The sequence below is a fragment of the Bifidobacterium olomucense genome, from assembly GCF_012932375.1.
Classification (GTDB): Bacteria; Actinomycetota; Actinomycetes; order Actinomycetales; family Bifidobacteriaceae; genus Bifidobacterium; species Bifidobacterium olomucense.
The window spans coordinates 1-24,399 of sequence record NZ_JAAIIG010000002.1 but is presented as its reverse complement, the minus strand read 5'-3'; the positions used below and the strand labels follow the sequence as shown (position 1 = coordinate 24,399).

Here is a 24,399-nt window from a genome sequence, read left to right as displayed (position 1 = left end):
TGGTGTTCTGTGCTCCTCCGGCCCGTGTTTCGCGGGATATTGCTCTTCCTGATTGTTGTGCTGTTGTGGTTCGCCCTGCTGGTGTCTGGTCGCTTGCCGGGGCGTTCCTGTATCTATGTGAGGAACTGCATGGCGGGGAATGGTACTGGGGTGTACCACGTGAATGCGAATGGTGATGTGGTGGCGTGCGCCGCCCATGCGCGCGCCTGTCCGAACGGGGGACCGCACTTCACGTCGATGGAGGAGGGACACCGGTTCGTGGAGGAGCGTCTCGCGCGAGAGTACGCCACGAGCCGTGGGAATGCCCTGAGGAAGACATACCGGGTCGGCGAGGACGCCGACGTGCATGATGCGCTCGCCGATGAGGAGCGTGAGCGTGGCCGCGTGCGGAATGATTTCCTGAGGCGGATCCGCGCGGCGCGTGCGGGGAGGCGTGACGCGGTGGAGCGCGGGAATGGGAAGCCGAGCATCGATACGCCGCAGGGGTTGTGCCGGTACGCGCTGGACGTGATGGACGGGTATGACCGTGAGTTCCTGAAGCGCACGGGTGATTGGGATGAGTCGCAGTTGAGGGATTGTCCGGCTGAATGGATTCATCAGTTCGCGCTCTCATACGCGCCGAGGTACAGGGAACTGGACCTGCAGGCGAGCCGTACGGCACTCATCTACGGTGCGGAGGGCAGGTATGGTGATGGTCCCGTCACGGATAGGGAGCGGCGGATGTTCGCGGGTCTCATGCGCCTCGCGTATGTCACGAAGGCGAACGTGAGCGCGGGCGTGTGGCTCCGCTTGAACGATGAATGGAATGACAAGTGGGCCGACCCGAACGAGAACCGCGAGCAGGTGGCGCGGACCCTCGCGAGGGTCGGCATCGAGGCGCGCGTGAACGGCCTCGCGAAGCGGTACGCGCGCGGCGAGTACGCGCATCCGTTCGACAGCGTGCTTGGCGAGGCGCAGCGTGGCGTTCGCTCCGTCATGCCGGAGGAACGGTTGAGGGACGACGTGCTCGTGGAGCGGTCTCCGCTCCGGTCGCGCATGGCCATAAGCCTCGCCTCGCTTGGCCGTGAGGACGTGGAGCAGCGGTTCCCGCTCGACACCACAGGCATGGAGCCGGAACTCGCGAAGGTGATCAGGCGCGCGTACTGGCAGGTGTTCATCAAGTTGGACGAATCGCGCAGGGCGGGGGACTGGAACCGGTTCTCCGACCAGGCGCTCATGCTCCGGCGCATCATCGGCGTCAGGGACAAGGATGATGATTCCCCGCTTGACCTGCGTGACGACCAGTCATGCCTCGCGTACGCGGCGGCGATGGCCGGTGGCTCCGTGAGCCCCACGACCGCAGCTATGCCCCGCCTCCTCGACTGGCAGGACCGCGAGGAGAAGCGCGAAGCCGAGGACAAGCAGAGAAGAAGAACGACCACCAACCATGCCGCGATTCCTGATGCACCGAGCGATGACGGTGACGTGCTCATGCGCGTGGAGGAACATCTCGAACACGCAGATGCCGGCCGTAGAGAGCCGATACACAGTGAAGATCGCGGTGAGAAGGAGCCGAGCGGATCTGCGTACGACTGGAGCGAGGAGGACGACCTCCTACCCGGAACGCCCACGAGCGTTGCGCAAACCGCCAATGCCGGAAGGCAAAGCACGGGGAACAGGCGACCCCCGATGAGGAACTGCACCCCGGGTTACGTCGAACCATCAAACGGAAACGGGATAGGGCACGAAACGACGCACGGGGGAGCGGCTGGCATCAAGCCGGAGGGGAATGGTGGCCGCGCCAAGGGCATGTATCACGCGCTCCGATTTGTCAGCCGCAGGGCCTCCTCGCTCCTGCGCCGGGTCCCATCCCTCATTCTCCCGTGGCTCAAGCAAGACGACGCCGCCATCCGCTCGTGGCGGCAATCAAGAACCATGACGAGGAACGGGAGCAATGGGCGGAAGCCCATCAACCAACGGTCGCGCGCACGCGCAAAGTGAGGGCAAGGAAAACCCAAGACCATCCGTGACCGGTATCGTCCTGATTCACCGAGCGCATTGTCGGTCACCACAGCGTCAGCTATGGCCCTTCTCCTCTTACTTGATTCGGGGATGACCACTGCCCCGGCGTGATCGTGCCCTCCACTGTTCGTGTGGTGGTGCAGTCGCATTCCGGTGTCGCGCGGATATGTGTTTCCTGCCAGGTGACACCCAGCCGGCGCGTGGTTTTTCTCTTTGTTCTCTTTCTGCCACGCGCCCTCGTTGCCTCCGAGCAGGCACGCCCCGGTTCGTTTGCAGCATCACAGTAGGGGCTGTCGCTGGGCCATGATGGCGACCGCCCCTCGTCATGATCGGAGCACTACACGGCACGCGGCGCTCCCTCGCCGGTGAGGATGGGCGCGAGTAGTGGCCGCCAAACAGGCGCTGGTGAGGAGGGCAGGACGCTGCGCTGGTGGCCCAAGAAATCCGGTGCTTCTCCTTTTTCTTGATGTCGTGTTGTTCGTAGCTAAACCCTTGTGCGAATTGGTGTTTACTGCTTCTCTTCACAGTAGCATCACAATGTTTGGAGAACCGTTGAAATGGGAACGTTTGGTTGAGAATACCTTGGTTCTTGTCAGACGGTCATGGACATCCGGCACAGTGCCGGGGAGGCCTTCTGACTGGTCCCGAGGAGGTCCTTTTGATTCGTGCCTACTACCCGCTGTTCGCTCTTGACGCCGCTTTCCCGACGAAGGTCGAGAAGCGTGGCGTTGCGCTTCCCAAGCTCGTTCGCGGTGACCATCGTTGGACGGCTGGCGTGGAGGGCGTTCCGACTGGCAGGTACGCACGAGTCGCTCTGACTTGGCTGTGCACGGTCGTTGTGGCGCGTGACGAGAAGGCCGTGGATCCGGTGACCGGTCGTGTGAACCCGCGTCGTGTGTTCGCCTTCATGCGCGAGGTATGCGAGGAGGGTCATGGCATGGGCGGCAACCAACGTCGTATGCTGCGCCTCGCGCTGCGTCAGCTGCTGGGCTGCTCCTTCGGTACGAAGCGCGGCGGCGAGTGGCATGAGGTGCGTGTCGCTGAGCCTAGTGATGATGGCCACCTGTGCCTGACCGGCGAGTTCATGGACATGCTGCGCGAGAACGTGGTGCTGGATTGGACGGAGGTCGTTCGTATCGGCTTCCCGCTGGATTTCGACGCATACGCGATGTCGATGCGTGATGAGGATGGCGTCACCGAGTCTTGGGAGGACCTCATGGGCAAGACCGGTCAGTCGGGGACCAAGTCGCAGATGCGCCGCACCTGGCGCGGCATCATCGAGCGTCTCTCGGCGAGGGGCATCCTGCAAGGTCTGGCCGATTCGGCCAGCATCATCCTCGCCCCGGCGAAAGAGTCGTTCGCGAAGCTGCGTGGAGCGGTGGAGCAGGCTTGGGAGCGCGTCTTCCCGGCGAGGGGCGTGCGTCACGCCATGCCGGGCGCGCGCCTGTACGAGGGCGATGCCGAGCAGGTGCTGCGCACGTTCCCCGAGTCGAGCGTGGACTGCGTCGTGACGTCCCCGCCGTACTTCGACGAGCGCAACTACGGCTGCGGCAAGCTGGAGGTCGGGCATGAGAACACGTTGGGCGAGTATGTGCAGCGACTCCTCCGCGCGTTCCGTGAGGTGAGGCGCATCCTCTCGGATGACGGCACTTGCTGGGTGAACGTAGGGGACCGGTACTTGAAGGACCGCGACGGCTCCAGCCTCGCGAACATTCCCGCGCTTCTCGGCGAGGCGTTGAAGCATGATGGCTGGTTCCTGCGGAACGATATCATCTGGGAGAAGACGCGCAGTATCCCGGATTCGGCGTCGAACCGGTGCGCGAACCGGATGGAGCACATCCTGTTCCTGACGAAGACCGCGAGGTACGTGTACAACCTTGACGCGGTGCGCGTGCCCCTCGCGCCCTCCAGCGTGAAGCGCCTCGCGGCGGACATCGAGAACGAGGCCGGGTCGGCGCGTGCGAATGATGGGCGGAACGTCATGAAGGCGGTGGGGAACCCGGCCAAGGGGCGCAACCAGCTCAGCATCTGGCGGTTCTGCCCGAGCAATGACAGGCAGGCGCACCTTGCGATGTTCCCTCCCGAGTTGCCGGGTAAGGCCATCGTCACGGGCTGCAAGAAGCATGGCGTCGTGCTTGACCCGTTCAATGGATCCGGCACCACGGGCGTCGCCGCGAAGGCCCTCGGCATGAAGTACGTCGGCATCGACCTGAGCGGGGAATACCTCGACATGGCGGAGAAGAAGATCGCCACGCAGTACTGGGACCCCGCGAACCTGGAACGGGTCGAGTGCTGATGAGCAGGGGCGGGTCGGGGCATCCGGCCACGGAAGAACGTAGGCCATTCGCGACCGCTTCCATGCCTCATCCTGTTTGTTTTCCCTCTCATTTGGGGCGGCGTGCTTGTGCTTGGCGCAGGAATGCCGCTGCGGTGATTGGCTGGTGTAGGTCGTGGTGGTCTGCTCGGGAGCGGGAACCTGTAGCGTCTGCAAAAACTTGTGGTTTTTGGCTTGTTTCTTTGCAAACCGCTTTGAGCTCCGCCCGTCGTGACGCCTCGCCATGGTTCGCGGCGCAGCTCCGTTGGTCAGTCGGTGAACCAGGGGTTGTCCTTCGGGACCTCGATGGTGAAGTCCGGCAAGTACTCCATCCCAGTCGCTGGGGTCTGTGGTGGTTTGTTCCTCGTGTCCCTTGTGCTTTTCGGGACGCCCGTGGGGTTCCCTACGCGGGGGGACCGGTGGTTCTTCTTCCGTTTCTTCGCTTTCTCCGCGATGTACTTCGCCTCGGTGTCCTCCGTGGTTCTGGTGTGCGGATCCGGTTGGAACCTGTTCCTCCGCGGAAGGTTCGAGTTCTCCTTTCGAGCCTTCCTCTTGGCTCGTTTCCGCTTCATTCTTCCCTTCCTGACGCCGCGTTCGAACCATTCCTGTTGCGGTGTTGGGCGGAAGAACACGAATGCGGTTCTGTCCTCCGCGTCGCGTATGCCGCCGGTGTCGGTGAAGGCGTACCAGCCTCGCCGCATGATTGACTCGTAGATGGGGCTGTGCCCTTCGTCCTTCGGCCTCCGCCAGAGGTTCTCGTCCGTTTCGGCGAGGCCGGGTACCTTGGTGCGGCTGCTTGTGTATACGGCCTCGTTCATTCGCATGTACGTCGCGAGGTTCACCATGGTGAAGGTGACTGGGGCAACGAGCCTGATTCCGGGGTCCTGCCCGGCGCGTCGTTTCCGAAGCGCCTCGCGGAGCTGGTCCTCGCTCTTGTCCCACGCCTGCTTGGGGATGTAGTTCATGTATCCCCATACGTCCGTCTCCGGCATCGCGTAGAAGAGACGCCTCCTCAGCGTTTCTGCGGTGATGCCCGGCATTTCCTCCACCTCATGACGGTCTCCCAGCACGTTCCTATCCTCGTCGGTGAGGACGTACCCCATCCGATGCCTACTGGTTGGATCGGTGTCGAGGTATCCGCGACGGAGGACCGTTTCCTTGTACTCGTCATCGGTGTCGGCGCGAATCGACTTGTGCAGCTCCTCCGTGTTCTCGTAGTCCGTCCATTCGACGTTGCGGAACTGCAACTCCCAGTCGGACCAAGTCACGAACGGCTCGTAGAACAGGTCATACGTGATGTCCGTGTTGCACTGCACGTCGAGTGATTCGGTGAGGTCCCGTAGCTCGTCGAGCCAGTCCACGAACCTGTGCCAGTCCGGCATCGGGGCGGGGACTGGTTCCATCTTCGTGTAGTCCTCGTTCCAGCGATTGCGGTACCTGCCGTATGGGAGGACGCCGAGCGGTGCCTTCAGCGCCTCGGCGCGCCACTCATCGAAGGCATCGAGGATTGGCTTTGCTTCCTCGTCGCTGAGTCCGGCGTTCCGGTATAGTGTTTCGAATCTTCCGCGGAGCCGCATGAGTATCACGGCGGCTCGGCCACCTGGCTCATACTCGGACTGCCCGACCTTCTCAAACGGGGACAGGATGGTCCCCACGAGTTGCACGTACTGCATGTTCCAGTTCAATCGATACAGGTTGACGACCCACATCTGTTCCTGCGGATTGTCCTCCGACCAGCGGTATCCCGATGCGCGGGCGGCTTTCGCGTCGCGCTTCCAGCGGAGATCGCTCATTGGGACCCCGATGTGGGTCGGTACGGTGCCGGGCAGTTCCCTGCGCAGCTTCGGTGCCGGTCCTGATCCGGCTGCTTCGTCGGAATCCTCGGTTTCCGGAGGTGTGGGCACCACTATCCGGTCGGTCTGCAGTTCCTTCAACGCATCCTGAAGGTCCCCGCCGCCGAGGTCCGGATTCTTCGTCGTTGCGGCGGTCTGCTCGGGGACGTCCTTCGAGATGCTCCCCAGCACGTTCTTGTATGCCCGGCGTGACCACATCACATCGCTTTCAAACTGCACCAACTGGACCACCTCCCGGAACAAGACCCATCATCCCCAACACTCAAGACCACCCGCGAACGCGCCAGTCGTTGCTTCCCCTGCCGTCGGCCAAAGACCACTCGCGCCAGACCTTGTCTTGGTTCGTGCTCGACCAGAGACCACTCCTTGGCCATGCCTCGCCTTGCCTTGCCTTGTCCCTTGCCTTTTTCGTCAACCACCACCTGCGACTAGCACCGGCTCTGAGCTGCGCGGCGGGAAGGGGAGGGGTTTGCGTTTGTTCGGTCAGGCTTTGCCTTCCCGGGGTCTTCTCGCTCTCCTTTTCCTTCGCTTCCTTCGCTTTGTTTTTTCTTTGCCTCCGGCGGTTCGTACCGTCTGATTCGTGGTTCGCCCTTGGTTCTTCGCACCTTTGATTGCTCGGGTCCGTTCCCCAAAAAGCGAGGAACAGACGTCTCGCGTATCGTCGGTTCGCTTGTTCTTGGCATGTTCCAGTCTGGCCCTTGAACTGAGCCAGTTGGGCCGGTTCTTCGACTCGGCGGCGTGATTCTCGATTTTTCTAGCCCTATGGCCCAGAACCGATTGTTGGTTGGCTCATGCCCAAAACCCTTGTGGGAGTAAATCTGAGAGGCAATTTGGCCTGCGGCCCACTACTCCTAGCCGATTTTTTGTTTTTGCCTTTTGCGTCGCAAAAACAAAATTTTGCTATAGGGGTTGGGCCACGGGCCACGGGCAGACGAGGCATAGGCGTGTCTTCTTCTCGCTTTTTTTGGGAAGAGGAAGGACTGGAGCTGGTTACAAGCCGAGGCGGGGCTGGCACGCATGACGATCAATGAAGGAAAGCGATCAAAAAACAAGCGAAGGGAGCGCGGAGAAAAGCCCGGCACGGCGAGGCCGGGCCGAACAAACTCCAACCCCTTCCCGCGCTGCAGAGCGGTCGGCCCAGAGCCGATTCCACGATGCGAAGAACCAAGCCACGCGCCGCGCATCGGAAACGCAAGAACCGCTGAGCCGAATGATCATCGGGAGCAAGCAGTCGCTACGCGTCGACACATAGTTCAATCCCAGTTCCAGCCCAGAGCGTCAACGAAACGGCGAATACGGGCAGCGCCACAGCGATCAGGGAAGGAGCAAAAGGCGCGCGGCGCGGGTGGCCTACGACCATCGATCCGCATCACTCGCGTTTCATCCCAGACCACCTCTCGCCGGTTTTTCTATCCGTTTTTCCTCCTGCGCGATATTCTCTGTCTTGTCGCCTTTCAATCGACAAACTTTGGGATCCATCCAGGTTCAGCTCGTCCGGTGCTTGCGCCGGCGTGTGGATGGGTCCCCTTGCTTTTTGCGCGTTTTTGTTTGCTTCGTGATGCTGTCCTGGCTTTGCATCCCGTGTACGTCCAATCCGTTTTTCCCTGTATTTGCAACGGCCTTGGTCGTTTTCGTCTCGCGCTTGATAGCAAGTATAGGAGCGATGCTCCGCCACTATTCGGGGCCGAATGAGGCAATCCACGATATTTCCTCGGCACAAGGTTCCGGCTCGATGTCGGAATGAAGTTTTTCGCAGATGGGGCTGAACTCCTGTCTTGCGAAGTGGTTGAAAGGTATCGACCCATGGCTATGAAGCTGGCTCCGGGTTGGAGCAAGGAATACGACTGCGCGACTCTCCGTATAGAGGGCGTTTCCGACGATGAGGCCGAGCGCATCGTTCCGGATGAGTTGCTGAGCGTGTACCCCACATCGAAGACGGTTCGTCTGATGCAGAGCATCTGCCTGTACCGCACGAAAGAGAAGATCCGTGACGGTTGGGGGATTGTGCGTGACAACAAGAATGTCTACTGGCAGATAGGTCTGGATGACCCGGACCTGCGTTTTGAATGGGCACCTCAGAACAAGGACAAGGGCGTTTCGGTGAGCGGCTCATCGAAGCGCGGCTTCCGGAAGAAGGAACGGCTCGCCGAGGACTACAACCAGCCCGCCTTCATCATCGGCGCGCTGATGCTTGGCCGGTACGGGTATCGTGCCGAGGCCGCAATCGGGGGCGTGTCCGAGGCGAAGGTTGTCGAGAACGAATCATCCGTGATAGGCACGAGTGTCGCGGATTTCGAGAAACTCGTGAAGAATGACGAGAAGTACCGCAAGGGGTTCAAGCAGGTGTTCGGTGAGGACGCTGAGCCTGATGACGAGCCGGACGAGGATGACGTGAAGTTGCTCCTCGCCGCGAGGAAGTACGGCGTGTACAAGCTGTTCGGCGAGAACCGGATTGGTGCGATGCGCCCCGAACTTGCGGCTGGCCGCTTGCAACTCGGTGTGGATGAGCTACAGGCCATACTGCGCCTCATGAGCCAGGTGGAGGGCGTCCACAACGTCCTGAAGCTGACCCGCTTCCTTGTACGGGAAAACGGGAAGCCCGCGATGCACGTGGTTTCTGGCGACGGGTCACTGGATGACATCAAGCTCGGCCCGTTCGAGGACCCGCAGCAGGACATCCTCGTGCCTACCGGTGGCCTCGCACTGAATCAGATTGCGCCGCTCGTGGGGCAGCGTCCATTCGACCTGTTGTGCATGTCGCTGGTATGGCCCATGGTGTGCCAGAACGACGAGGGCGGGTACGTGCTCATGAGCGACGACGGCGGCACTGGCAAGTCCATGTTCGTCAAGGGATTCACGCGCATGTTCCACTCGATAGCCGCATCGGGCATCAAGCTGAACGAACTCATGAAGGGTGGCTTCGAAGCCGGCCTCCAGTACATGAACCTCATGGGCAAGGACTACGCGATCGTGGAGGAGGCGGAGAAAGTCACCTCGGACTGCATGCCGCCGCTGAACGAGCTGACCACTGGGAATATGCAGATCGCCCGCTGGCACGGCGGCTCGCAGGCCTTCTGGTGCCATGTTCTGGTGATACTCACCACGAACAAGCCGGACGAGATGCCGGACATCAATGCGGTGGGTCGCCGTCGCGTCACTATCACGCTTCAGAAGTCGCCGACCGAGGAATGGCACGCGCCGATGCTTGATGGTCGGGGCAAGCGGATGCAGTACACCGACACGCGCACTGAAGCCAAGCAGGTGCTGAGCCGGTACGACTACGTAGCCTCCACGGACTACTGCCTCGCCGAGATGCTGTGGCATGGGGTCAAGCTCCTCCGGGAACGTCAGGCTCAAAGGAAGCAGGGCTTCGAGGGTATGCTCGCCGAACTGTCCATGGACGACCAGTCGAACGCCGCGAACGCCATCACCCGACACGACCCGGAGGTCACCGAGCTGATACGGACACTCCACGACGACCAGTACGCGCGTGACCTGATGAACGGGGTCTCGAAGGATCCACAGACGGGTATCGTCGCCAGCCCGAAGTTCCCGGAGACCATGCTCCCTCACCTGACGAACCGCGAGGCGTTCCTCGACCAGAACGGTATCTCTTGGAAGCGCGACAAGAAGAACGACCCGCGCCGCACTCTCGATGGGAAACGCCAGCGTGTGATTGCCCTCAATCCCGACAAGCTGCGCAAGGCGTGGGGCATGGTTCCCAGCAAGCCGAAGGTTACGGGGGACCTGACCATGGAGCAGCTCATCGAGCGCATCAACGGGTATCTCATGGACAGGTGCGGTGCGGGATACACTGCAGAACTCGTCACCAGCGACACTCACAACGTCGAGCCTGACACGACCCAACTGCTGTTCCACGCGCCGAACACGAGCATCTGCCTGACCATGGCGGCGGAGGTAAGTGACGGGAACACCATCTCACTGCCGGGCTGCAAGGTGAACCTTACCGATTCGAATGGCAAGGCCATCAAGGCAGTGACAGACATCGACGGCCTCGCCGGTCTCCTCCGCACCGCGAAGAAGGGCGCGTCGTACGGCGAGCCGATACCCGAGCTGAAGGAAGCGATCAGCAACGACTGACGAGCACTCAGCACAACGCAGACCACGTGCGCCGCACCTTGTTTGGCCCGTGAGTGGCACGTCGTGCTGGGTTCCTCTGGATATGATTCGAGTGTCCCGCCCCATCGGGGCTTCCTTCTGGGTCGCCCGGACCAACTCGCGTCTGCTGTTTCACGGAACTTGCGGGCGGCCCTTTTCACGTTTCTTTTCACGGTTCCGTTCGTTCTCGGACTCTCGTTGATAGGAAGAACTAGGAGCGGGGAAACCAGCTCCGTGCAAGGGGAACTGAATGATGCACGGGAGAACTGCAATCTTTTTCCTGGCGACGATACGGCAATGGCCGTGTCGGTGGAACAGTTGGTCGGTTTTGGTCTCCGGCCCTCTGCCAAAGTAGAAGGAAGCAATCATGTCAAAGAACATTGGTGAGTACCGTCTCAGCGACGTGCTGGCGAAGGCGCCGACGAACGGCAAGAGAACGGTCGCGCAGGTCGTTAGGCTGAAGCCCGAGGAGGGTGACCAGTTCATCCCGGTGAAGCCATCGTCGGATGCTGGTCTGCCGAAGCTCAGTTCACTCATCCCGTTCGGGGTGCAGGACCGTACGATGCCCGGGACGAGCTTCGAGGCGGCGGGCCTTCTCGCCATCATGGCGAAGCGGTATCTCGGCTCCGGTTTCCTCGCGCTTCCCGTCTCCACACAGATGGGGATTGAGACCTATAACCGCATCGTCATCACGCGCCGCAACAAACCGGTACTTGATGTGCTTCTCACCACGAGCGACGAGCCTGTGGAGAACGGCTGGGATTGCTTTGACGCCTCACTTGCGATGGTGCACCTCACCACGGAGAAAACGCCGGTCGCTTGGGAGGATGTCCTGTATGGCGTCAGGAACGGCAAGAAGGTCGGACAATGCTCCACGCCGGGGTACGTGCCTTTCGATGACCTCGCGCCGGTCGACGAGACCAAGGAGCGTGACTGGGGCGAGCGGATCAACAACGCCACGAAGCAGTTCCTCGGCGACGAGTATGCGGCGAGCCTCGAAACGTACCCGAGGGACGGATCCCCGGACGGTAACGTCACCGTGGACATGCTCATGTTCACGTGCAGCGGCAAGCCCATCAGGGGTCTCGAAGCGCTCCGAGACAAACGCGAAGCGACCGGAGCCGCCTACATCATCATCGGCACCGGCACGGCCCACGACGAGACCGGTGACACCACGATTCAGAAGGTCATCGAAAATCTCCCCGCACACGCGAAGGAACGGGAGGAAGCCGAGACCCTCGCCGCCGAGATTGACTTCTGATGCCAACGCTACAAGCGCAAAACACGAACGGGGCGCCCCGCTAGCCGTGTACCGCCTCGTCAAGGACGCCACCGGATTCTCCTCACTCCCCGCGCCGCAGGTTCGCCACGGCCGCGTACATCACCTCCAACGGCAACGTCATGGCCATCAAGGAACTGCTCGGCCACGAAAGCCTCGCCACCACGCAGGGCTACATTACCGTCAGCGGCCGCATGCTGCGCACTGTCATCGAACAAGCCCGCGGATACGAGGCGCGAGGAACGGGAGACGGATAAAGAACCTTCACCGGCAGTTATGCCCGCAAAGATCACAAGTATGGAAACGCACTCTGACGATTGATAATGCGATGCAGCTGTCATGCGATTGCTTGACAGCATGTTATCCCGTCGGCCGTTCTTGGATTGAATGGATATAGCGACGAAACCGAGTTCCAAGGAAGGGAAATGATCGCAATGGAAAAGTCCACTCATAACACGTCGGTACAAAACGACGGCACCAGACGGCTGATCGTGATCCTGGTGTGCGCATCCATAGCATTGCAGGCTCTCGCGTTTGCGATCCCGGAAGACGTCTTGAGCCTGCTCTGCCGAGCCGTCGGAGTGCTACTGCTGGTCATGGCGTTGATCGCCGCTGCGAAAAGCAACGGTCAACAAAAGCCTCTCCTTGCCATAGGAATTGGCGTAGCCGCAGGTCTGGTGGCTGTCGCTCTGGTGATTGCGCTCCTGTAACCCAAGCCGCTGAACCTACCGATGGTTCACAGCTTGTTTGGGATGGTGGCATCTAGTTGCCAGTGTCGCTGTTCCGTGTGGATGGTGAAGCTGCCGCCGGCTTTTTCGATGATGGTGCGGTAACGGGCGAGGCCGCTGCCCAATCCAAGCTTCCCGTCATGCTCGGCGATGGTGTCGCTGACGGAGATGCGGATCTCCTCGGCATCGAAGCTGATGGAGACGGCGTACCATTCGGACGGGTCAGCGTGCTTGGCGATGTTCGTGTAGAGTTCCGTCAGCAGGCCCGTGAGTAGTCGCATCATGCCGGGGGAGAGCGGATGGCGGAGTTCGCCGAGCAAGTTGTCGCCGGTGAAGCCGAGCGATTCGAGTTTCGCCTCCTCATCGTCGATCAGGGATTGCAACTCCGCCTGTTGCACGGCGGCGTGATCTACGGCCGGTTCCAACGGAAGTGTTGTCGTGCTGCGCGGTTCCGACGGTTGTGATGATTGCGACTGTTGCTCCGAATGTTCCTCAAGCGAGTCGATGACCGCGTGCGTGTGGATCATGGCGCGATCGGCCGCATCGCGTAGCTCCCGGAGCTGCCGGCGGTATTCATGTTCGCTGTTGGGCATGCCGTTGGTCTCGGCGTGGTCGATGCGCAGGATGAGATAGGCGAGATCGTTGCTGATGGTGTCGTGCAGGCTGCGGGCCGTGTCCTCGCGTTCCTGCCGGCGGCGCAGCAGATACGAGTCATGGTCACGCTGCCGCATCATGTGCAGCAACAGGCCGGTCAATAGCGGGAAGCAATAGAACGCGAGGTTCTGCAATGTCGCCACCAGCAGTCGGCCGCTGCCGGGTTCGACGCCGAACGTGGTGGAGATGAGCAGCATGCCGGTGGCGATCGCACCCGACCAAGTGTCCAGATAGGCGAGGAACCCGGTGCAGGTGATGATGACGGCAAGCGGCGTGATCATCGGCATCGCCAGCATGAGCATCTCGCCGGCCACGAGCGCCGCCCACAGGAACCATCGCGGGCGGAACATGCCGCCGATCAGACCGACGAGCATCACCAGAACCAAGACAAGATGCTGCACGCTCACCGTCGAGGAGGCATCCGCCGTGGCCCGGGCCATGTATTCCGCGATGAGGGCCGCAGCCAGCAGCACGCAGACAACAGCGATGACCGGATGGTCGTCGCCCGAACCGACTCGTCCGATAAGCCGGTTTACAGCAGATCGTATCTGGCGCATGCTTCCAGCACCTCCCTGCGGCTGGCCACGCCGAATTTCTCGGCCGCCCGGTGCACGTACGTGAACACACTGCCCTTGGTAATGCCCAGCCGGGCCGCGATCTCATCGGTGGTCAAGCGCTGCGCGTACAAGCGCAGGATGTCCTTCTCGCGCGCGGACAACGAGTCCTTCATGTCATCGGACATCCTCGCCGGCACCGTGCCGGACAGCAGCGCATGCGCCGATGCCGCGTCATGGAATCCCAAGGAGGCCTGCGCGGCGGTTGGCTTCCCGACGGCCGCCCGACGCACCGCGTCGGCGATGTCGGTTTTGAGCTGTTCCTTGGCGAGCAGTCCCTGCACACCGGCTTTGATCGCTTCATCCCGGTAGGCGTCCGTCGAATACGAGGTGACGCAGATGACGCCCACCTCGCTCGTCCTGCGCCGGATGCGCCGGCACACGTCCGCGCCGGTGATGCCGCCCAACGCCATGTCCAGCACGAGCACGTCCGGCCGCGTATGCGCGTTGTGGCAGTGCTCGATCGCCACCGCCGGCGACCCCGTGCTCCACACGATGCGGAAATCCCGGGACATGGCCGCGATCATCGCACACATCGCATCCAACGCGAACGGATCATTATCCAACACGCCGATACGGATCACGCCCGCCGTCTCCGGCTCGCTTCTAAGTCCCATAAAGCCCACTGTACCGCCGGTGACCATTGGTTTCCCGGCATGAAACGGCATCGCTGTCATGCGATTGCTTGACATGACATTGCGCTTGCGGAGCGTGCTTGGATTCAATGAGATTTGTTGGTGCGCGACGAAGGCTAGGAGGCCGCGGATGGGAAACCGCATATGGAAAGATGATGGCCGTGTCGGAACGATCATCGCTATTGCGTTCATCACGGCATTAGTGGTGGCGGGATTGTGGTTCGGATGGGCGCGATACCAAAGCTATAGTCCGGTTTTGAATTTGTCGCAGAGGTTCTCGATCTCATTTCCCAAGGATGCGAGGGCAATCGTCAGTAAGGAAGAGGAGAGTTTTCACGGAGACGGGTACAGGTACGTGAAGATCACTGCCGACCCGGGAAAAGCTAATGGCACCATTCTGGACGGCAGGGAGTACTCCAGTGGTCGATTGTCCCGGGAGAACATACGTATAGTCAAGGAAACGAATACGACTCTGCAGTTGGATCTGGGAACACAACTTGATGATCTGTACGATCAGCCTCATAGGGAGATAGACAACGAGAACGGTACGCTGATTATCATCCGTGATGCTGATTCCTCGGAATGGCATTTCTTCGAATGCCTGATTTGAAAGAATCTTCCATGAAGGATCTGCTGATTATCGACATGCTGCCCACGTATGGGCTGGTGTGCTACCTGCTGGTCAGCATTTGCGTCACGCTGGCGTTCCGCGGGCTTGCACATGCGTGCGGGGATCGACGGCGACTGTGTTCCGCCGTCATCGCACTGCTGATCGGCTCGCTATCCGTCGCTTTGCTCGCCGGCTGCGCGTACACCATCGCGATGCCATACGCACAACCGGACATGGTTGATTTCTACCGCACATACCGTCCCGCCGCGTTCGTGTTCCTCACGGGACTGTTCTGCGTGCAGTCCGTGTTCGGCGCCGCGACCGTGCAAACATCCCGTAATCGGCATAATACCGGCAATGGATCCGATCATGCTCACCAATGTGAACCGTCTTGCCGGCATGACGATGCACATCGCTCCGGTCGAACCACGGCGGTTCACGGAGAAGGCGCGAAAGCCAGCGTTCAGAGTATCCCTGTATCGTCCCCCATACCCTGAACAACGATTAAGGGCTGAATCAGGGGCGATACAGGCATGTTCCGCGATTCGGTGAACGCACACTGGAATCGTATCGGACGCAGGTCGCATGGCAGGCGCAAGGCGGCGCCAGCCGCGGGGAAGAAGGCAGTATCATGGGCAATCAGCAGCATCCGCAGCAGTGTCGTACCGCGCATGCTTCTGCGGAACGCGAATCCCGCAATATGGTGGATTCCGCGGGCGGCGCGTGTCCTGACAGGCAGGTCACGTTGTCCGTCGTCGTGCCTTGCCATAACGAGGAGGCTTGTCTGCCGTTGTTTCTGTCGGCCGCAGCACAGGCCGTTCGTGAGATCATCGCAGCGTATCCCGGTACGACGGCCGAACTGGTGCTGGTCGACGACGGTTCCACGGACGGCACCGCGGTGCTGCTGCGACGAGCGGCGGCAGGTGACGACGGGCGCGCCGCCTTCCCGTTCGTGGTTCGTTGGCTGTCGCTGTCGCGCAATTTCGGCAAGGAGGGCGCGCTGCTCGCCGGACTGGATGCCGCGCAAGGCGATGTCGTGGCAGTGATGGACGCGGATCTGCAGGATCCGCCGTCGTTGCTGCCGCGCATGTTCACGATGCTGGCCGATGATCCAACGCTGGATTGCGTGGCGACGCGGCGCACCACGCGCGCGGGCGAACCGCCGGTCCGTTCCATGTGCGCTCATATGTTCTATCGGCTGATGAACGCCATGTCTCCGGTCGTCGTGCCCGACGGTGCGCGTGATTTCCGTATGATGCGACGCCGGGTCGTCGACGCGCTGACGTCGCTGACCGAACGCAACCGGTTCTCCAAGGGACTGTACGCATGGGTGGGATTCCATACGGCATGGATCGACTATCCGAACACGCGCCGAGCCGCGGGCAGGTCCAGCTGGAATTTCTTCGCGTTGGTCCGCTACGCAATCGAGGGGCTGATCTCATGCTCCACGGTGCCGTTGGCCGTCGCCTCGTATATCGGGTTGTTGCTGTGCGTTGTCGCGTTCGGCGCGACCTGTTTCATCGCGGTGCGCGCGGCCATGTTCGGCGACCCGGTGGCCGGTTGGCCATCGCTCGCGTGCATCATCACGTTCATCGGCGGACTGCAGCTGATGTGCCTGGGCATCATCGGACGGTACCTGGCGAACACGTATCTGGAGTCCAAGCGCCGGCCGAACTACATCGTGCGCGACGGCAACATCAACGTTCGCGATGCCGGCAATACCCGTTTCGACCATCCGGCACATGACAGGGAGATGCTGTCATGATCACGACGAACCGCAAGACCGCCGGTCCATACGTCGAGCACGCCGGCGGACGCGCTGACGACAGCAGTGCCGGTTCCGCCGTCGCCATCCACCACTTGGTTCCCGTTCCCGTGTTAGTCGGCTGCTGTGCTCTGGCGACGACCTTGTTGAGCTGGCTGATGGGCCGCAATCAGTCGTTGTGGTTCGACGAACAGTATTCGTTGATCCTGGCGAGCCGACCCGTGCGGGAGCTGATCGCGCTCACCGCTGTCGACGCGCATCCGCCGCTGTACTATCTGCTGCTCAAGGCATGGATGCCCATCGCCGGCAAGAATGTCACGCTGATGCGGATACCGAACTGCGTGTGCCTCGGCCTTGCCGTGTTCGTGCTGGTCATGCTGATGCGCGATTTGTTTGGCGACCGCGCCGCAGCGGCGTGCATGCCGATGCTCATGTGCGGTGGTTTCATGTTGCGCTACGGCTACGAGTTGCGTATGTATTCGCCGGCGATGCTATTGGCCGTGGGCGGTACGGCGATGCTGCTGCGCGCGGCCGGTGTGATCGAACCGCGTGGCTGCCTCAAGCGAGACATGACCGACGGGCGCGATAATCAGCAGGACGGCCTTCACCCCAAAGACGGATATTGCCGCACCGCATGGTGGGCCGCGTACGCCGTGACCGTCACGCTCGGCATGCTGACGTTGTATCTGACCGCGTTCGTATGGTTGACGCATGCGATCTGGCTCGCCGCCCGATCGTGGCGTATGCGGAGTCTGTCCGCGTGGCGATGGTTATTCGCCTATATCGCGTCGGTCACTCTGTTCCTGCCGTGGATGCCGGCGTTGCTGGGCCAGCTCGGCGGGAGCTCCGTTCTGCCTCCGGTTCGTCGGCGCACGAACATGTCCGGCGTGGCGAACGCATTCGACATCATGCTGCTCGGCATGACGGAAACGGAACTGCCGTCGATCATCTCACTGCTGGTCGCGGCCACGATGACGCTAATCGTCGGCATATTCGTCGCAGCATGGCTGCCTGCACGGCAACAGTCAGTCGGAACACTGGCCTCGCAACAATCCGCCGAAGCTGCATGGCTGATCGTCATGCTGTTCGCCGTGCCGACGACGCTCCTGATGATCTGGTCCGCTGTCAAGGAGCTGTCCAGCGGCGGCTACGGTATGTTCTCCGTACGCTATCTGAGCGTGATCGCACCGTTTTTCTACGCCACGCTCACGCTGGCGTGCGTCATCGCGTATCGATTGCGCGGCCGTCGCGCGGCGCTCGTCTACGTCGTGGTCCTTGCGATGCTGGTTGCAGGGACGATCGTGTACGGCGTGCGCGGCAACCATAGTTTCGACCGCAACGATACGCCCGGATCGGCCCAGCTCAGCCAACATGTCGTCTGCTCGGCCGAGCGACCGGCCGTCGCACAGGACGAGTACACGTACATCGACGCGTACTGGTACTACCGCGACTGCCCGTACTACTACTTCCTCGACGCCGACGACGTTCCCACGCGCGGCGGATACGCGCCGCTGCACGATTCCACCGCGCAACTGAGAACCATCGACGATCTCGATACGGCTCGATTCACCTTGTTGTCATGGACGACGACCCGCAACTACGACAGGCTTCTTGACACCGCATCCGACCAGTGGACGCAAACCGGCGTCATCAAACGTGACGCGAACGCGGCCATCGACTACCGCCGATAATCGACTCTTCCGGAATGAAGAATCCTATGGGGTGCCTTTCCCGGGTGCTACGGGAACGTGGATGGCGAAGAGGCCGTAAGCTTGCCAACCGAGATTTGATGTCATGCGATCGCTTGACATGACGTTGCCGGTGATGGGGTAAAGCGCCTCTAATGGCGGTATCGGTTCGTTGCTTAATCCGGGGAGGCGTTATGGGTCATCTGCTAATTATCGACATGCTGCCCACGTATGGGCTGTTGTTCTACGTATTGGTTTCGGTGTGCGTCTTGGTGCTGCTTCATGGTCTGCGCAAAACGTCTCCGGACCAGCGCCGGCTGCGATCTGTCACGGCTGCGACGTTGGTTGTTTCTTGGGTTTGCGCCCTGTTTGCCGCGTTGGTATACGTCATGGCAGCGCCGGCGTCGCAGCCTGATATGACGGACTTCTATGTCATGTACCGGCCGGCTTCGCTGGGTGTTCTCTTGGTGCTGTTTCTTGCGCAGGTCGGGTATGGCATCAGGGCCATACGGCGATGATCGTTCTGCCATGCCGGACGGTGCTGATTTTGCGCGGGCGGTGTGGTGAGACCGTGAACCATTGGCGTGTTCCCTGCTACGTATTCAGTGAGTTTGCGGGATGTGCCGTGGAAGGAGCCGCATATGCAGGATGACATGACCTCGCCCGGTGGGGAGGTGACGCGCGACGAGGATCTGCTCGCGCGGGTCGCCTCCGGGGACGAGCGCGCCTTCGAGACCCTGTATGGACGGTTCGCTGTGGCGGTGCGGGCGTTCGTGCGTGCGCGCGTGCCGGATACCGGTATGGCCGAGGAGGTGTGCGCCGACGTGTGGCTGGGCTGCTGGCGGTCGGCGAGGGCGTTCCGCGGCGACGCGAAGGTGCTGTCATGGCTGCTGGGCATCGCGAAACGCCAGATCACCATGCGCGTGCGGCGCGCGCGCCCGAACGTGACCGCGTTGGACGACGCGCCCGAACCGCGTGACGATGGCCCGAGCCCGGAGACGGCCGTGCTGTCCGAAACGGGCATGGATGATCTGACGGCGTTGCTGCGCCGTCTGCCCGTCGAACTGGTGGAGACGGCGACGTTGGCGTGGCTGCACGGCCTGCCGTACCGGCAGATCGCCAGCCTGCTGGACATGCCGGAGGGCACGGTCAAATCCCGCGTCTCGCGTGCGCGCCGTCTGCTGCGCGTACAACTCAATCAGCAGGATGATGCGGATGGAAAGGAACGGTGAACCCCGATGACCAATCATCTTGACGAAACGACCGGCCGCTTGACGGACGATGAGGCCGACGAGCGTCTGCTCGCGGCATTGGCCGCCGTGGAACGATCCCGTTCGGGAGAAACGCCTCCCGCTACGGCGGTGATGGCGCGCATCCGCGCATCGCGGTCCCCGCTGGACGGGCCCGCATGGTCGTGGGCGCGTAGCCTGAGATTGTTCATGCTGCTGCTGGGCCGGCAGATGAGGGTGGTGCCGTGGCAGGTGGTGCCGGCCACGCTGGCGTTGATGGCGTTCGCCGGATTGGGGGCGCGGTTCTTCGCGGTCGGCTGGGGGATGACGGTCGTATCCCGCGCGTTCTGCTCGATGGTGCTGGCCGGCGTGTTGCTGAGCGTGACGATGGCGTTCGGTGATTCCCGCGCGGACATGATCTCGTCGGCCACACCGTTGGGTCCGGGGGCGGTCACGCTGGTCCGGCTGGTGTTCGTGCTCGCCTGCGACATCGTGTTCGGACTGTTGGTGACCGCCGTGATGGGCGTGCAGGGCTATGGGATGTTCGGCGTGCTGCTGGTCGGATGGCTGTCGCCTTTGCTGCTGGTCGCCGGCGTGGGCGCGATGCTCGCGATCCGGTTCTCCACGGGCGTCGGCTTCGGCGTCGGCCTGCTGCTGGTCGCCGTGATCCGTACGGACCTGCTCGGACTCATGGGCCTGCCGGCCGCGGGCTGGATCGACATGACCCGGACATTCGGACAACTGTTGCTGGCCGTCACGGGGCTGGTGGCGTGCGCGGTGGCGGTGGCGTGCGCCGGACGCTTGTCCGAGGCACGCATGACGGCCACGGCCGTCTGAACGGATCGAGGTCGATGAGTCGCCGGTGGTCGTTCGGCGTGTCGCGTGAACCATGCGGTCGGCGACCGCTACCTATCTGGTGACGGACGATAAGGAACGGCCGTCGAACTTTCGGACTTCAGGGAGGGACGGCATGTCGGGAATGATTCGCGCGCAGGCCAGGCGCATCGGCCTGGGATTGCTGGCGGCGCCCGCGGTCTGCGGGATTGCTGTTGCGGTCGCCGGCATCATGGTGTCCGGCGTGTGGTCGCGTACGCAGACGTTGACGGTGGTGAACTGGCTCGCCCAGCTGATGGTGATCGGCTCGGGCGTGTGCGTGGCGGTCGCGTTGACCGGCGACCCGCTGGTCGAGGCGAGCGAGTCCACGCCCGTGGGCTGGCGGCGCGTTGAGACCACGCGGTTCGTCCTGACGGCCGTGTCCGGTCTGGTCGGCGCCGTGCTCATGTTCGCGCCGTTGCACGTACTGGGCCTGTGGCCGCAGGACCTGGGATGGGCGAGTCTGATCGCGCCGACGGGCGCGGTGCTGGTCGTGGGGACGGCCGGGTTCGCGGCCGCCGCATGGTCCGCGTCCGCGCAGGCCACGGTCATGGCGGTGGTCGCGGTATGGATGTTCCTCGCCCTCCTGTGGGACCCGTACGTGCTCGACCCGGTCGCGCAGCGCGGCATCCCGCTCGCCGCCGCCGTGATCGCCATTGGGGTCGCGTGGCGGCTGCTGGGCGACGAGGAACGCAACGTGACGCTTGCGAGGAGGGGCATATGAGCATGCGCATCGGTTTCCCGCGATTGGTCCGCGTCCACACGATTATCGTGTGGCGGCAACGCTCCTTATGGGTCGCGGCCGTCCCATTGGCCCTGTTCGCGCTCCTGCTGGGCGTGATCTCCCCGGCCGGCCCGCACGACCACGGCGCTGGCGATCTGGCGTTCATGGCCAAGACGATGGCCATGTTCATGCCGATCGCCTACATGGCCGCGTTCACCGACTTCCATACGCGCCACGACCGGCTCGGCATCGGTCAGTTGGAGGACTCCACACCCACACCCGCGCCCGTGCTGGCCGCGGCACGCACGCTCGGCGCGTTCCTGATCCTCATCGCCCCGTCGCTCCTGCTGCTGGCCTGCGCCGGCGTCACGCAGACCCTGCACGGCTCGTGGTGGGCCGTCCCGCAGGCGCTGGCCGCTGGACTCGCGATCACCGGGCCGGCCGTGCTGACCGCGATGAGCCTGTCCTCGCTGCTCGGCGCGATCCTGCCCATGATCGTCGCGCGCATCGCCGGCGTGCTCGCATGGTTCGCGCTCGTGTTCTCCTCGCCGATGCTGCCCATGCCGACCGTCAACGGCACCATCCTCAACGTGATCGGCGACGCAATCGGCGCCGGATGGTTCGGGCTCAAACCCGTCTACCCGGCCGCGGGAGGCGTCCTCGCGGTCACCGGCACGCCCGCCAACGCGACCGTATCCCTGATCGCGCAGCTCGCCGCCGCCATACTGCTCATGACGTTGGGCGGATGGTGCTCGACACGCCCGCGCACGGCACGCTGAACGACACCGGCGGAACCCTCATCGGAAACATCGACACGGGAAAGAAGACATCATGTTCATCTCCATCAGCCACCTGACCAAGGACTTCCCGAGGAAGCCCCGCGCGCTGGACGACGTGACCTGCGACCTGCCGCACGGCATGGTCGGCCTGATCGGGCCGAACGGCGCCGGCAAGACCACGCTCATGCGCATCCTCGCCGGCATCATCCGCCCCACGTCGGGCCAGGTGCTCATGGACGGCCACGACCTGAAGGACGCGAGGACCCGCCGCGCGCTCAAACGCACGCTCGGCTACCTGCCGCAGGACATCGAACCCTACCCGCAGCTCACCCCGCTCGAATTCCTCGACTACGTGGGCGTCCTCAAAGGCATCGACGACACCCGGGGGCGCATGCGCCAGGCACGCGAGCTCATCGACCGGGTCGGACTCACGGACGTGGCCGACCGGCGCATCGGCGGCTTCTCCGGAGGCATGCGCCGCCGCGTCGGCATCGCGCAGGCCCTCATGGCGGATCCCCGGCTCATCATCGTGGACGAACCCACCGCCGGACTCGACCCCGAGGAGCGCATGCGCTTCCGCACGCTGCTCGCCGGCCTCGGCGGCGACCGCACCGTGATCCTGTCCACCCACATCCTCGACGACATCGCCCAGACCTGCCCATACGTGTTCGTCCTGCGTCAGGGCCGCATCCGCTACGACGGGCCGACCGAACAGCTCACCGGACACGCCGCGGGCCGCGTCTGGCTCACCCAGCCGGCCAACACCCCGCCACCCGCCGGCATGATCGTCGCCAACGCCGTCACCACCGCACGCGGCGTACGCTACCGCGTCATCACCGACACCCCGCCCGCCGACGCGCAACCCATGGAACCCACATTGGAGGACGGCTACATGGCCCTCATCGAGGAACACCCCGACCACCACTGACGGCCGGAGAACCGGCAACCAAAACACCGCCGAACACGACAAAGGAAACCAGCATGACCAACACGACACACGCCATCCGCTCCATCACGGCCACCGGCCTCGCCGCCATCATGGCCCTGAGCCTGACCGCCTGCATGGACGGCATCAAACACCCCGAAAACTACCCGGCCGACGACAGCAAAACAATCACCGCGACCAGCAACCCGCAGGACATCAGCGCCGACCAACTCGGGCACACATGGCCACTCACCGTCGACCACGGCACCGTCAGCTGCACGCACGACGCCAAAGGCGACCCCGTCATGCGCTTCACCGCACCCGACGGCACCCAATACGCCCTCAACCAGACCAGCGACAACAAGGACCTGCCCGACATCGACCAACTCCTCGCCAACGGCAAATCTACCGGCACCCTCACCAGCTTCGCCTTCACCGTCTGCGACGTGAAATGACGATGTCGGAATCATCGACGAAAGACCGCAGGGCTTCTTTCCGAACGATCTTGTGGTCTTATAGTCCGGTTTCCCGAGGCTCGTGTTCAAGCACGAGTCTCATCTTGCTGTTGTCCATCAGCCACGCATGCAGGTCGCGGTCCAGGATCATCGCCAGATCGAAGCACGCCTGCACCGCCTCCGTCAACGTGATGCGCCGGTTCTCGCCGGGAAGGGGGATGCCGTTGACGAGCGGCTCGTGGTGGGCGACCCTGTTGCGCAGGGCGTGCACGGTCTTGACGATGTCCAGCGCGTAGCGTCTTGTCCAACGTTCTCCCACCGCACGCGCATACTGGCGCCCATTGGAGAACGTCTTGTCAAGTCCCTTGCGCCACAGATCGTTCTCGTAATCGGCGCGCCTCTGGTCCGGCCACTTCGTATGAATCGTGCCTCCGTCCTCCAGAAGGTTGCGCCAGAAGCCGAACATCAATGAAGCAACGAGATGACCATGCGTATGAATTCCGCGCTGTTGCGGGGTGAGATGGTTCCATGCCTCGCGAATCTGGTATTGGGTGCGGTCGTCGAAGTCGAGCCCCGCCATGTACCAGTCCCCGGTGCCTGCCTGTTCCGAGGAAATGAGGGACAGCCGCCGGTCCATGCGGTTGCGCAGGGCGACTTCGAGGATGGCGATGTCTCCCATGCAGGCGCTGGCCATGTCGTGATCCCACAGGTACAGCCGCAGCGCCGGGCATGAGCGCCGCCGTGCTTCGGAATCGTAGGACGCGAGCCGCTCGTCGGTGATGCACGCGCGCAGCGCCCTCTCCTGCGGGCTTCCCTTGCGAGGGGTTTGCGAGAGGAAATCGGGCGCTGGGTTTGACTGTCGGCTCATAACCCATTATCATATTCCATGAATTCCCCCAATGGGCCTCTCCGGACGGTCTTCGACTCAGCCGTGATGCACTGGGGGTTCTCTTTTATTTCTGACAGCTTCGCGACGTGATTCGTTCGATGGATACTCCGTCGGAGTTAGGGTTAATAGACAAAATGTGGGTTAAGTAAAGAAACGTGGGTCTTATCCGCGCGTGTCATCGCGTGGCGTGGATTATTTTGAGCGTCCTGCCCATCCTTTTCTGATGCCGAATCCGTTCTCGTAGGCATCGATGCCGACGGCCGGC

General features: G+C 62.5%; 21 protein-coding genes. 17 read left to right on the top strand and 4 right to left on the bottom strand.

The genetic code is table 11. The features are described from left to right. The first annotated feature begins 129 nt into the window (after positions 1-129). Complete coding sequence (locus G1C97_RS02300) at positions 130-1,980, top strand: hypothetical protein (protein WP_169240347.1); 1,851 nt, start codon at positions 130-132, stop codon at positions 1,978-1,980. A gap of 679 nt (positions 1,981-2,659) precedes the next feature. Next, on the top strand, positions 2,660-4,297 hold the full coding sequence (locus G1C97_RS02295; RefSeq protein WP_169240346.1) for a DNA-methyltransferase: 1,638 nt from the start codon (positions 2,660-2,662) through the stop codon (positions 4,295-4,297). Positions 4,298-4,584: 287 nt separating this feature from the next. Here G1C97_RS02295 and G1C97_RS02290 read toward each other — a convergent pair whose 3' ends face one another. Then, entirely contained in the window at positions 4,585-6,390 is a 1,806-nt protein-coding gene (locus G1C97_RS02290) for a hypothetical protein (RefSeq protein WP_169240345.1), read from the bottom strand. Between the two features lie 1,581 nt (positions 6,391-7,971). On the opposite strand from G1C97_RS02290, the gene G1C97_RS02285 reads away from it, so the two are divergent. The 4 genes from G1C97_RS02285 to G1C97_RS02270 all read left to right on the top strand — a co-directional run bounded on the left by G1C97_RS02285 (position 7,972) and on the right by G1C97_RS02270 (position 12,276). Beyond that, on the top strand, positions 7,972-10,269 hold the full coding sequence (locus G1C97_RS02285; protein ID WP_169240344.1) for a primase-helicase family protein: 2,298 nt from the start codon (positions 7,972-7,974) through the stop codon (positions 10,267-10,269). Positions 10,270-10,654: 385 nt separating this feature from the next. Then, positions 10,655-11,548 carry a hypothetical protein gene (locus G1C97_RS02280; protein ID WP_169240343.1) on the top strand — a complete coding sequence of 298 codons (894 nt, stop codon included), beginning with the start codon at positions 10,655-10,657 and terminating at the stop codon, positions 11,546-11,548. A 140-nt stretch (positions 11,549-11,688) separates the two neighbouring features. Further along, positions 11,689-11,823, top strand: a complete 135-nt coding sequence (locus G1C97_RS02275) for a hypothetical protein (RefSeq protein WP_335341323.1) — start codon at positions 11,689-11,691, stop codon at positions 11,821-11,823. 168 nt (positions 11,824-11,991) lie between these two features. After that, positions 11,992-12,276, top strand: a complete 285-nt coding sequence (locus G1C97_RS02270; protein ID WP_169240342.1) for a hypothetical protein — start codon at positions 11,992-11,994, stop codon at positions 12,274-12,276. Between the two features lie 26 nt (positions 12,277-12,302). Here G1C97_RS02270 and G1C97_RS02265 read toward each other — a convergent pair whose 3' ends face one another. Together G1C97_RS02265 and G1C97_RS02260 are read right to left on the bottom strand one after the other, a co-directional pair. Continuing rightward, the gene (locus G1C97_RS02265; RefSeq protein WP_240950979.1) at positions 12,303-13,505 is read right to left on the bottom strand and encodes a histidine kinase; all 1,203 of its coding nucleotides are present in this window, start codon (positions 13,503-13,505) and stop codon (positions 12,303-12,305) included. Further along, complete coding sequence (locus tag G1C97_RS02260) at positions 13,481-14,239, bottom strand: response regulator (protein WP_240950978.1); 759 nt, start codon at positions 14,237-14,239, stop codon at positions 13,481-13,483. The genes G1C97_RS02265 and G1C97_RS02260 overlap by 25 nt, the downstream gene beginning before the upstream one ends. 88 nt (positions 14,240-14,327) lie before the next feature. On the opposite strand from G1C97_RS02260, the gene G1C97_RS12200 reads away from it, so the two are divergent. From G1C97_RS12200 to G1C97_RS02205, 11 genes are all read left to right on the top strand, one after another. After that, positions 14,328-14,807 (top strand): hypothetical protein, encoded by a 480-nt coding sequence (locus G1C97_RS12200; protein WP_240950977.1) that lies wholly within the window; start codon positions 14,328-14,330, stop codon positions 14,805-14,807. An 11-nt stretch (positions 14,808-14,818) separates the two neighbouring features. After that, positions 14,819-15,304: a hypothetical protein gene (locus G1C97_RS02250; protein WP_240950976.1), complete on the top strand. Its 486-nt coding sequence runs from the start codon at positions 14,819-14,821 to the stop codon at positions 15,302-15,304. A gap of 134 nt (positions 15,305-15,438) precedes the next feature. Then, positions 15,439-16,572 (top strand): glycosyltransferase family 2 protein, encoded by a 1,134-nt coding sequence (locus G1C97_RS02245; protein WP_240950975.1) that lies wholly within the window; start codon positions 15,439-15,441, stop codon positions 16,570-16,572. Beyond that, a complete protein-coding gene (locus G1C97_RS02240; protein ID WP_169240341.1) occupies positions 16,569-18,263 on the top strand; it encodes a glycosyltransferase family 39 protein in 1,695 nt (564 codons plus the stop codon). Before G1C97_RS02245 ends, G1C97_RS02240 begins: the two co-directional genes overlap by 4 nt. A 191-nt stretch (positions 18,264-18,454) precedes the next feature. Next, entirely contained in the window at positions 18,455-18,778 is a 324-nt protein-coding gene (locus G1C97_RS02235; protein WP_169240340.1) for a hypothetical protein, read from the top strand. Between the two features lie 87 nt (positions 18,779-18,865). Beyond that, positions 18,866-19,492, top strand: a complete 627-nt coding sequence (locus tag G1C97_RS02230; protein ID WP_335341322.1) for an RNA polymerase sigma factor — start codon at positions 18,866-18,868, stop codon at positions 19,490-19,492. A gap of 6 nt (positions 19,493-19,498) precedes the next feature. Next, the gene (locus tag G1C97_RS02225) at positions 19,499-20,326 is read left to right on the top strand and encodes a hypothetical protein (RefSeq protein WP_169240339.1); all 828 of its coding nucleotides are present in this window, start codon (positions 19,499-19,501) and stop codon (positions 20,324-20,326) included. 133 nt (positions 20,327-20,459) lie between these two features. Beyond that, the gene (locus tag G1C97_RS02220; protein WP_169240338.1) at positions 20,460-21,086 is read left to right on the top strand and encodes a hypothetical protein; all 627 of its coding nucleotides are present in this window, start codon (positions 20,460-20,462) and stop codon (positions 21,084-21,086) included. Beyond that, complete coding sequence (locus tag G1C97_RS02215) at positions 21,029-21,865, top strand: murein hydrolase transporter LrgB (RefSeq protein WP_335341321.1); 837 nt, start codon at positions 21,029-21,031, stop codon at positions 21,863-21,865. The genes G1C97_RS02220 and G1C97_RS02215 overlap by 58 nt, the downstream gene beginning before the upstream one ends. Before the next feature lie 52 nt (positions 21,866-21,917). Next, positions 21,918-22,793, top strand: coding sequence for an ABC transporter ATP-binding protein (locus G1C97_RS02210; RefSeq protein WP_169240337.1), 876 nt, complete (start codon positions 21,918-21,920; stop codon positions 22,791-22,793). Positions 22,794-22,846: 53 nt separating this feature from the next. Then, positions 22,847-23,245 carry a superoxide dismutase gene (locus G1C97_RS02205; RefSeq protein WP_169240336.1) on the top strand — a complete coding sequence of 133 codons (399 nt, stop codon included), beginning with the start codon at positions 22,847-22,849 and terminating at the stop codon, positions 23,243-23,245. Positions 23,246-23,303: 58 nt separating this feature from the next. Here G1C97_RS02205 and G1C97_RS02200 read toward each other — a convergent pair whose 3' ends face one another. After that, positions 23,304-24,113 carry a DNA-binding protein gene (locus G1C97_RS02200; RefSeq protein WP_169240335.1) on the bottom strand — a complete coding sequence of 270 codons (810 nt, stop codon included), beginning with the start codon at positions 24,111-24,113 and terminating at the stop codon, positions 23,304-23,306. Between the last annotated feature and the right edge of the window lie 286 nt (positions 24,114-24,399).

What these genes read in the sequence shown, in the direction of transcription:
- G1C97_RS02300 (WP_169240347.1), top strand. Translation starts at nt 130, where the DNA reads ATGGCGGGGAATGGTACTGGGGTGTACCACGTGAATGCGAATGGTGAT.
- G1C97_RS02285 (WP_169240344.1), top strand. Translation starts at nt 7,972, where the DNA reads ATGGCTATGAAGCTGGCTCCGGGTTGGAGCAAGGAATACGACTGCGCG.
- G1C97_RS02280 (WP_169240343.1), top strand. Translation starts at nt 10,655, where the DNA reads ATGTCAAAGAACATTGGTGAGTACCGTCTCAGCGACGTGCTGGCGAAG.
- G1C97_RS02275 (WP_335341323.1), top strand. Translation starts at nt 11,689, where the DNA reads ATGGCCATCAAGGAACTGCTCGGCCACGAAAGCCTCGCCACCACGCAG.
- G1C97_RS02270 (WP_169240342.1), top strand. Translation starts at nt 11,992, where the DNA reads ATGATCGCAATGGAAAAGTCCACTCATAACACGTCGGTACAAAACGAC.
- G1C97_RS02265 (WP_240950979.1), bottom strand. Translation starts at nt 13,505, where the DNA reads ATGCGCCAGATACGATCTGCTGTAAACCGGCTTATCGGACGAGTCGGT.
- G1C97_RS02260 (WP_240950978.1), bottom strand. Translation starts at nt 14,239, where the DNA reads ATGACAGCGATGCCGTTTCATGCCGGGAAACCAATGGTCACCGGCGGT.
- G1C97_RS12200 (WP_240950977.1), top strand. Translation starts at nt 14,328, where the DNA reads ATGGGAAACCGCATATGGAAAGATGATGGCCGTGTCGGAACGATCATC.
- G1C97_RS02250 (WP_240950976.1), top strand. Translation starts at nt 14,819, where the DNA reads ATGAAGGATCTGCTGATTATCGACATGCTGCCCACGTATGGGCTGGTG.
- G1C97_RS02245 (WP_240950975.1), top strand. Translation starts at nt 15,439, where the DNA reads ATGGGCAATCAGCAGCATCCGCAGCAGTGTCGTACCGCGCATGCTTCT.
- G1C97_RS02240 (WP_169240341.1), top strand. Translation starts at nt 16,569, where the DNA reads ATGATCACGACGAACCGCAAGACCGCCGGTCCATACGTCGAGCACGCC.
- G1C97_RS02235 (WP_169240340.1), top strand. Translation starts at nt 18,455, where the DNA reads ATGGGTCATCTGCTAATTATCGACATGCTGCCCACGTATGGGCTGTTG.
- G1C97_RS02225 (WP_169240339.1), top strand. Translation starts at nt 19,499, where the DNA reads ATGACCAATCATCTTGACGAAACGACCGGCCGCTTGACGGACGATGAG.
- G1C97_RS02220 (WP_169240338.1), top strand. Translation starts at nt 20,460, where the DNA reads ATGTCGGGAATGATTCGCGCGCAGGCCAGGCGCATCGGCCTGGGATTG.
- G1C97_RS02210 (WP_169240337.1), top strand. Translation starts at nt 21,918, where the DNA reads ATGTTCATCTCCATCAGCCACCTGACCAAGGACTTCCCGAGGAAGCCC.
- G1C97_RS02205 (WP_169240336.1), top strand. Translation starts at nt 22,847, where the DNA reads ATGACCAACACGACACACGCCATCCGCTCCATCACGGCCACCGGCCTC.
- G1C97_RS02200 (WP_169240335.1), bottom strand. Translation starts at nt 24,113, where the DNA reads ATGAGCCGACAGTCAAACCCAGCGCCCGATTTCCTCTCGCAAACCCCT.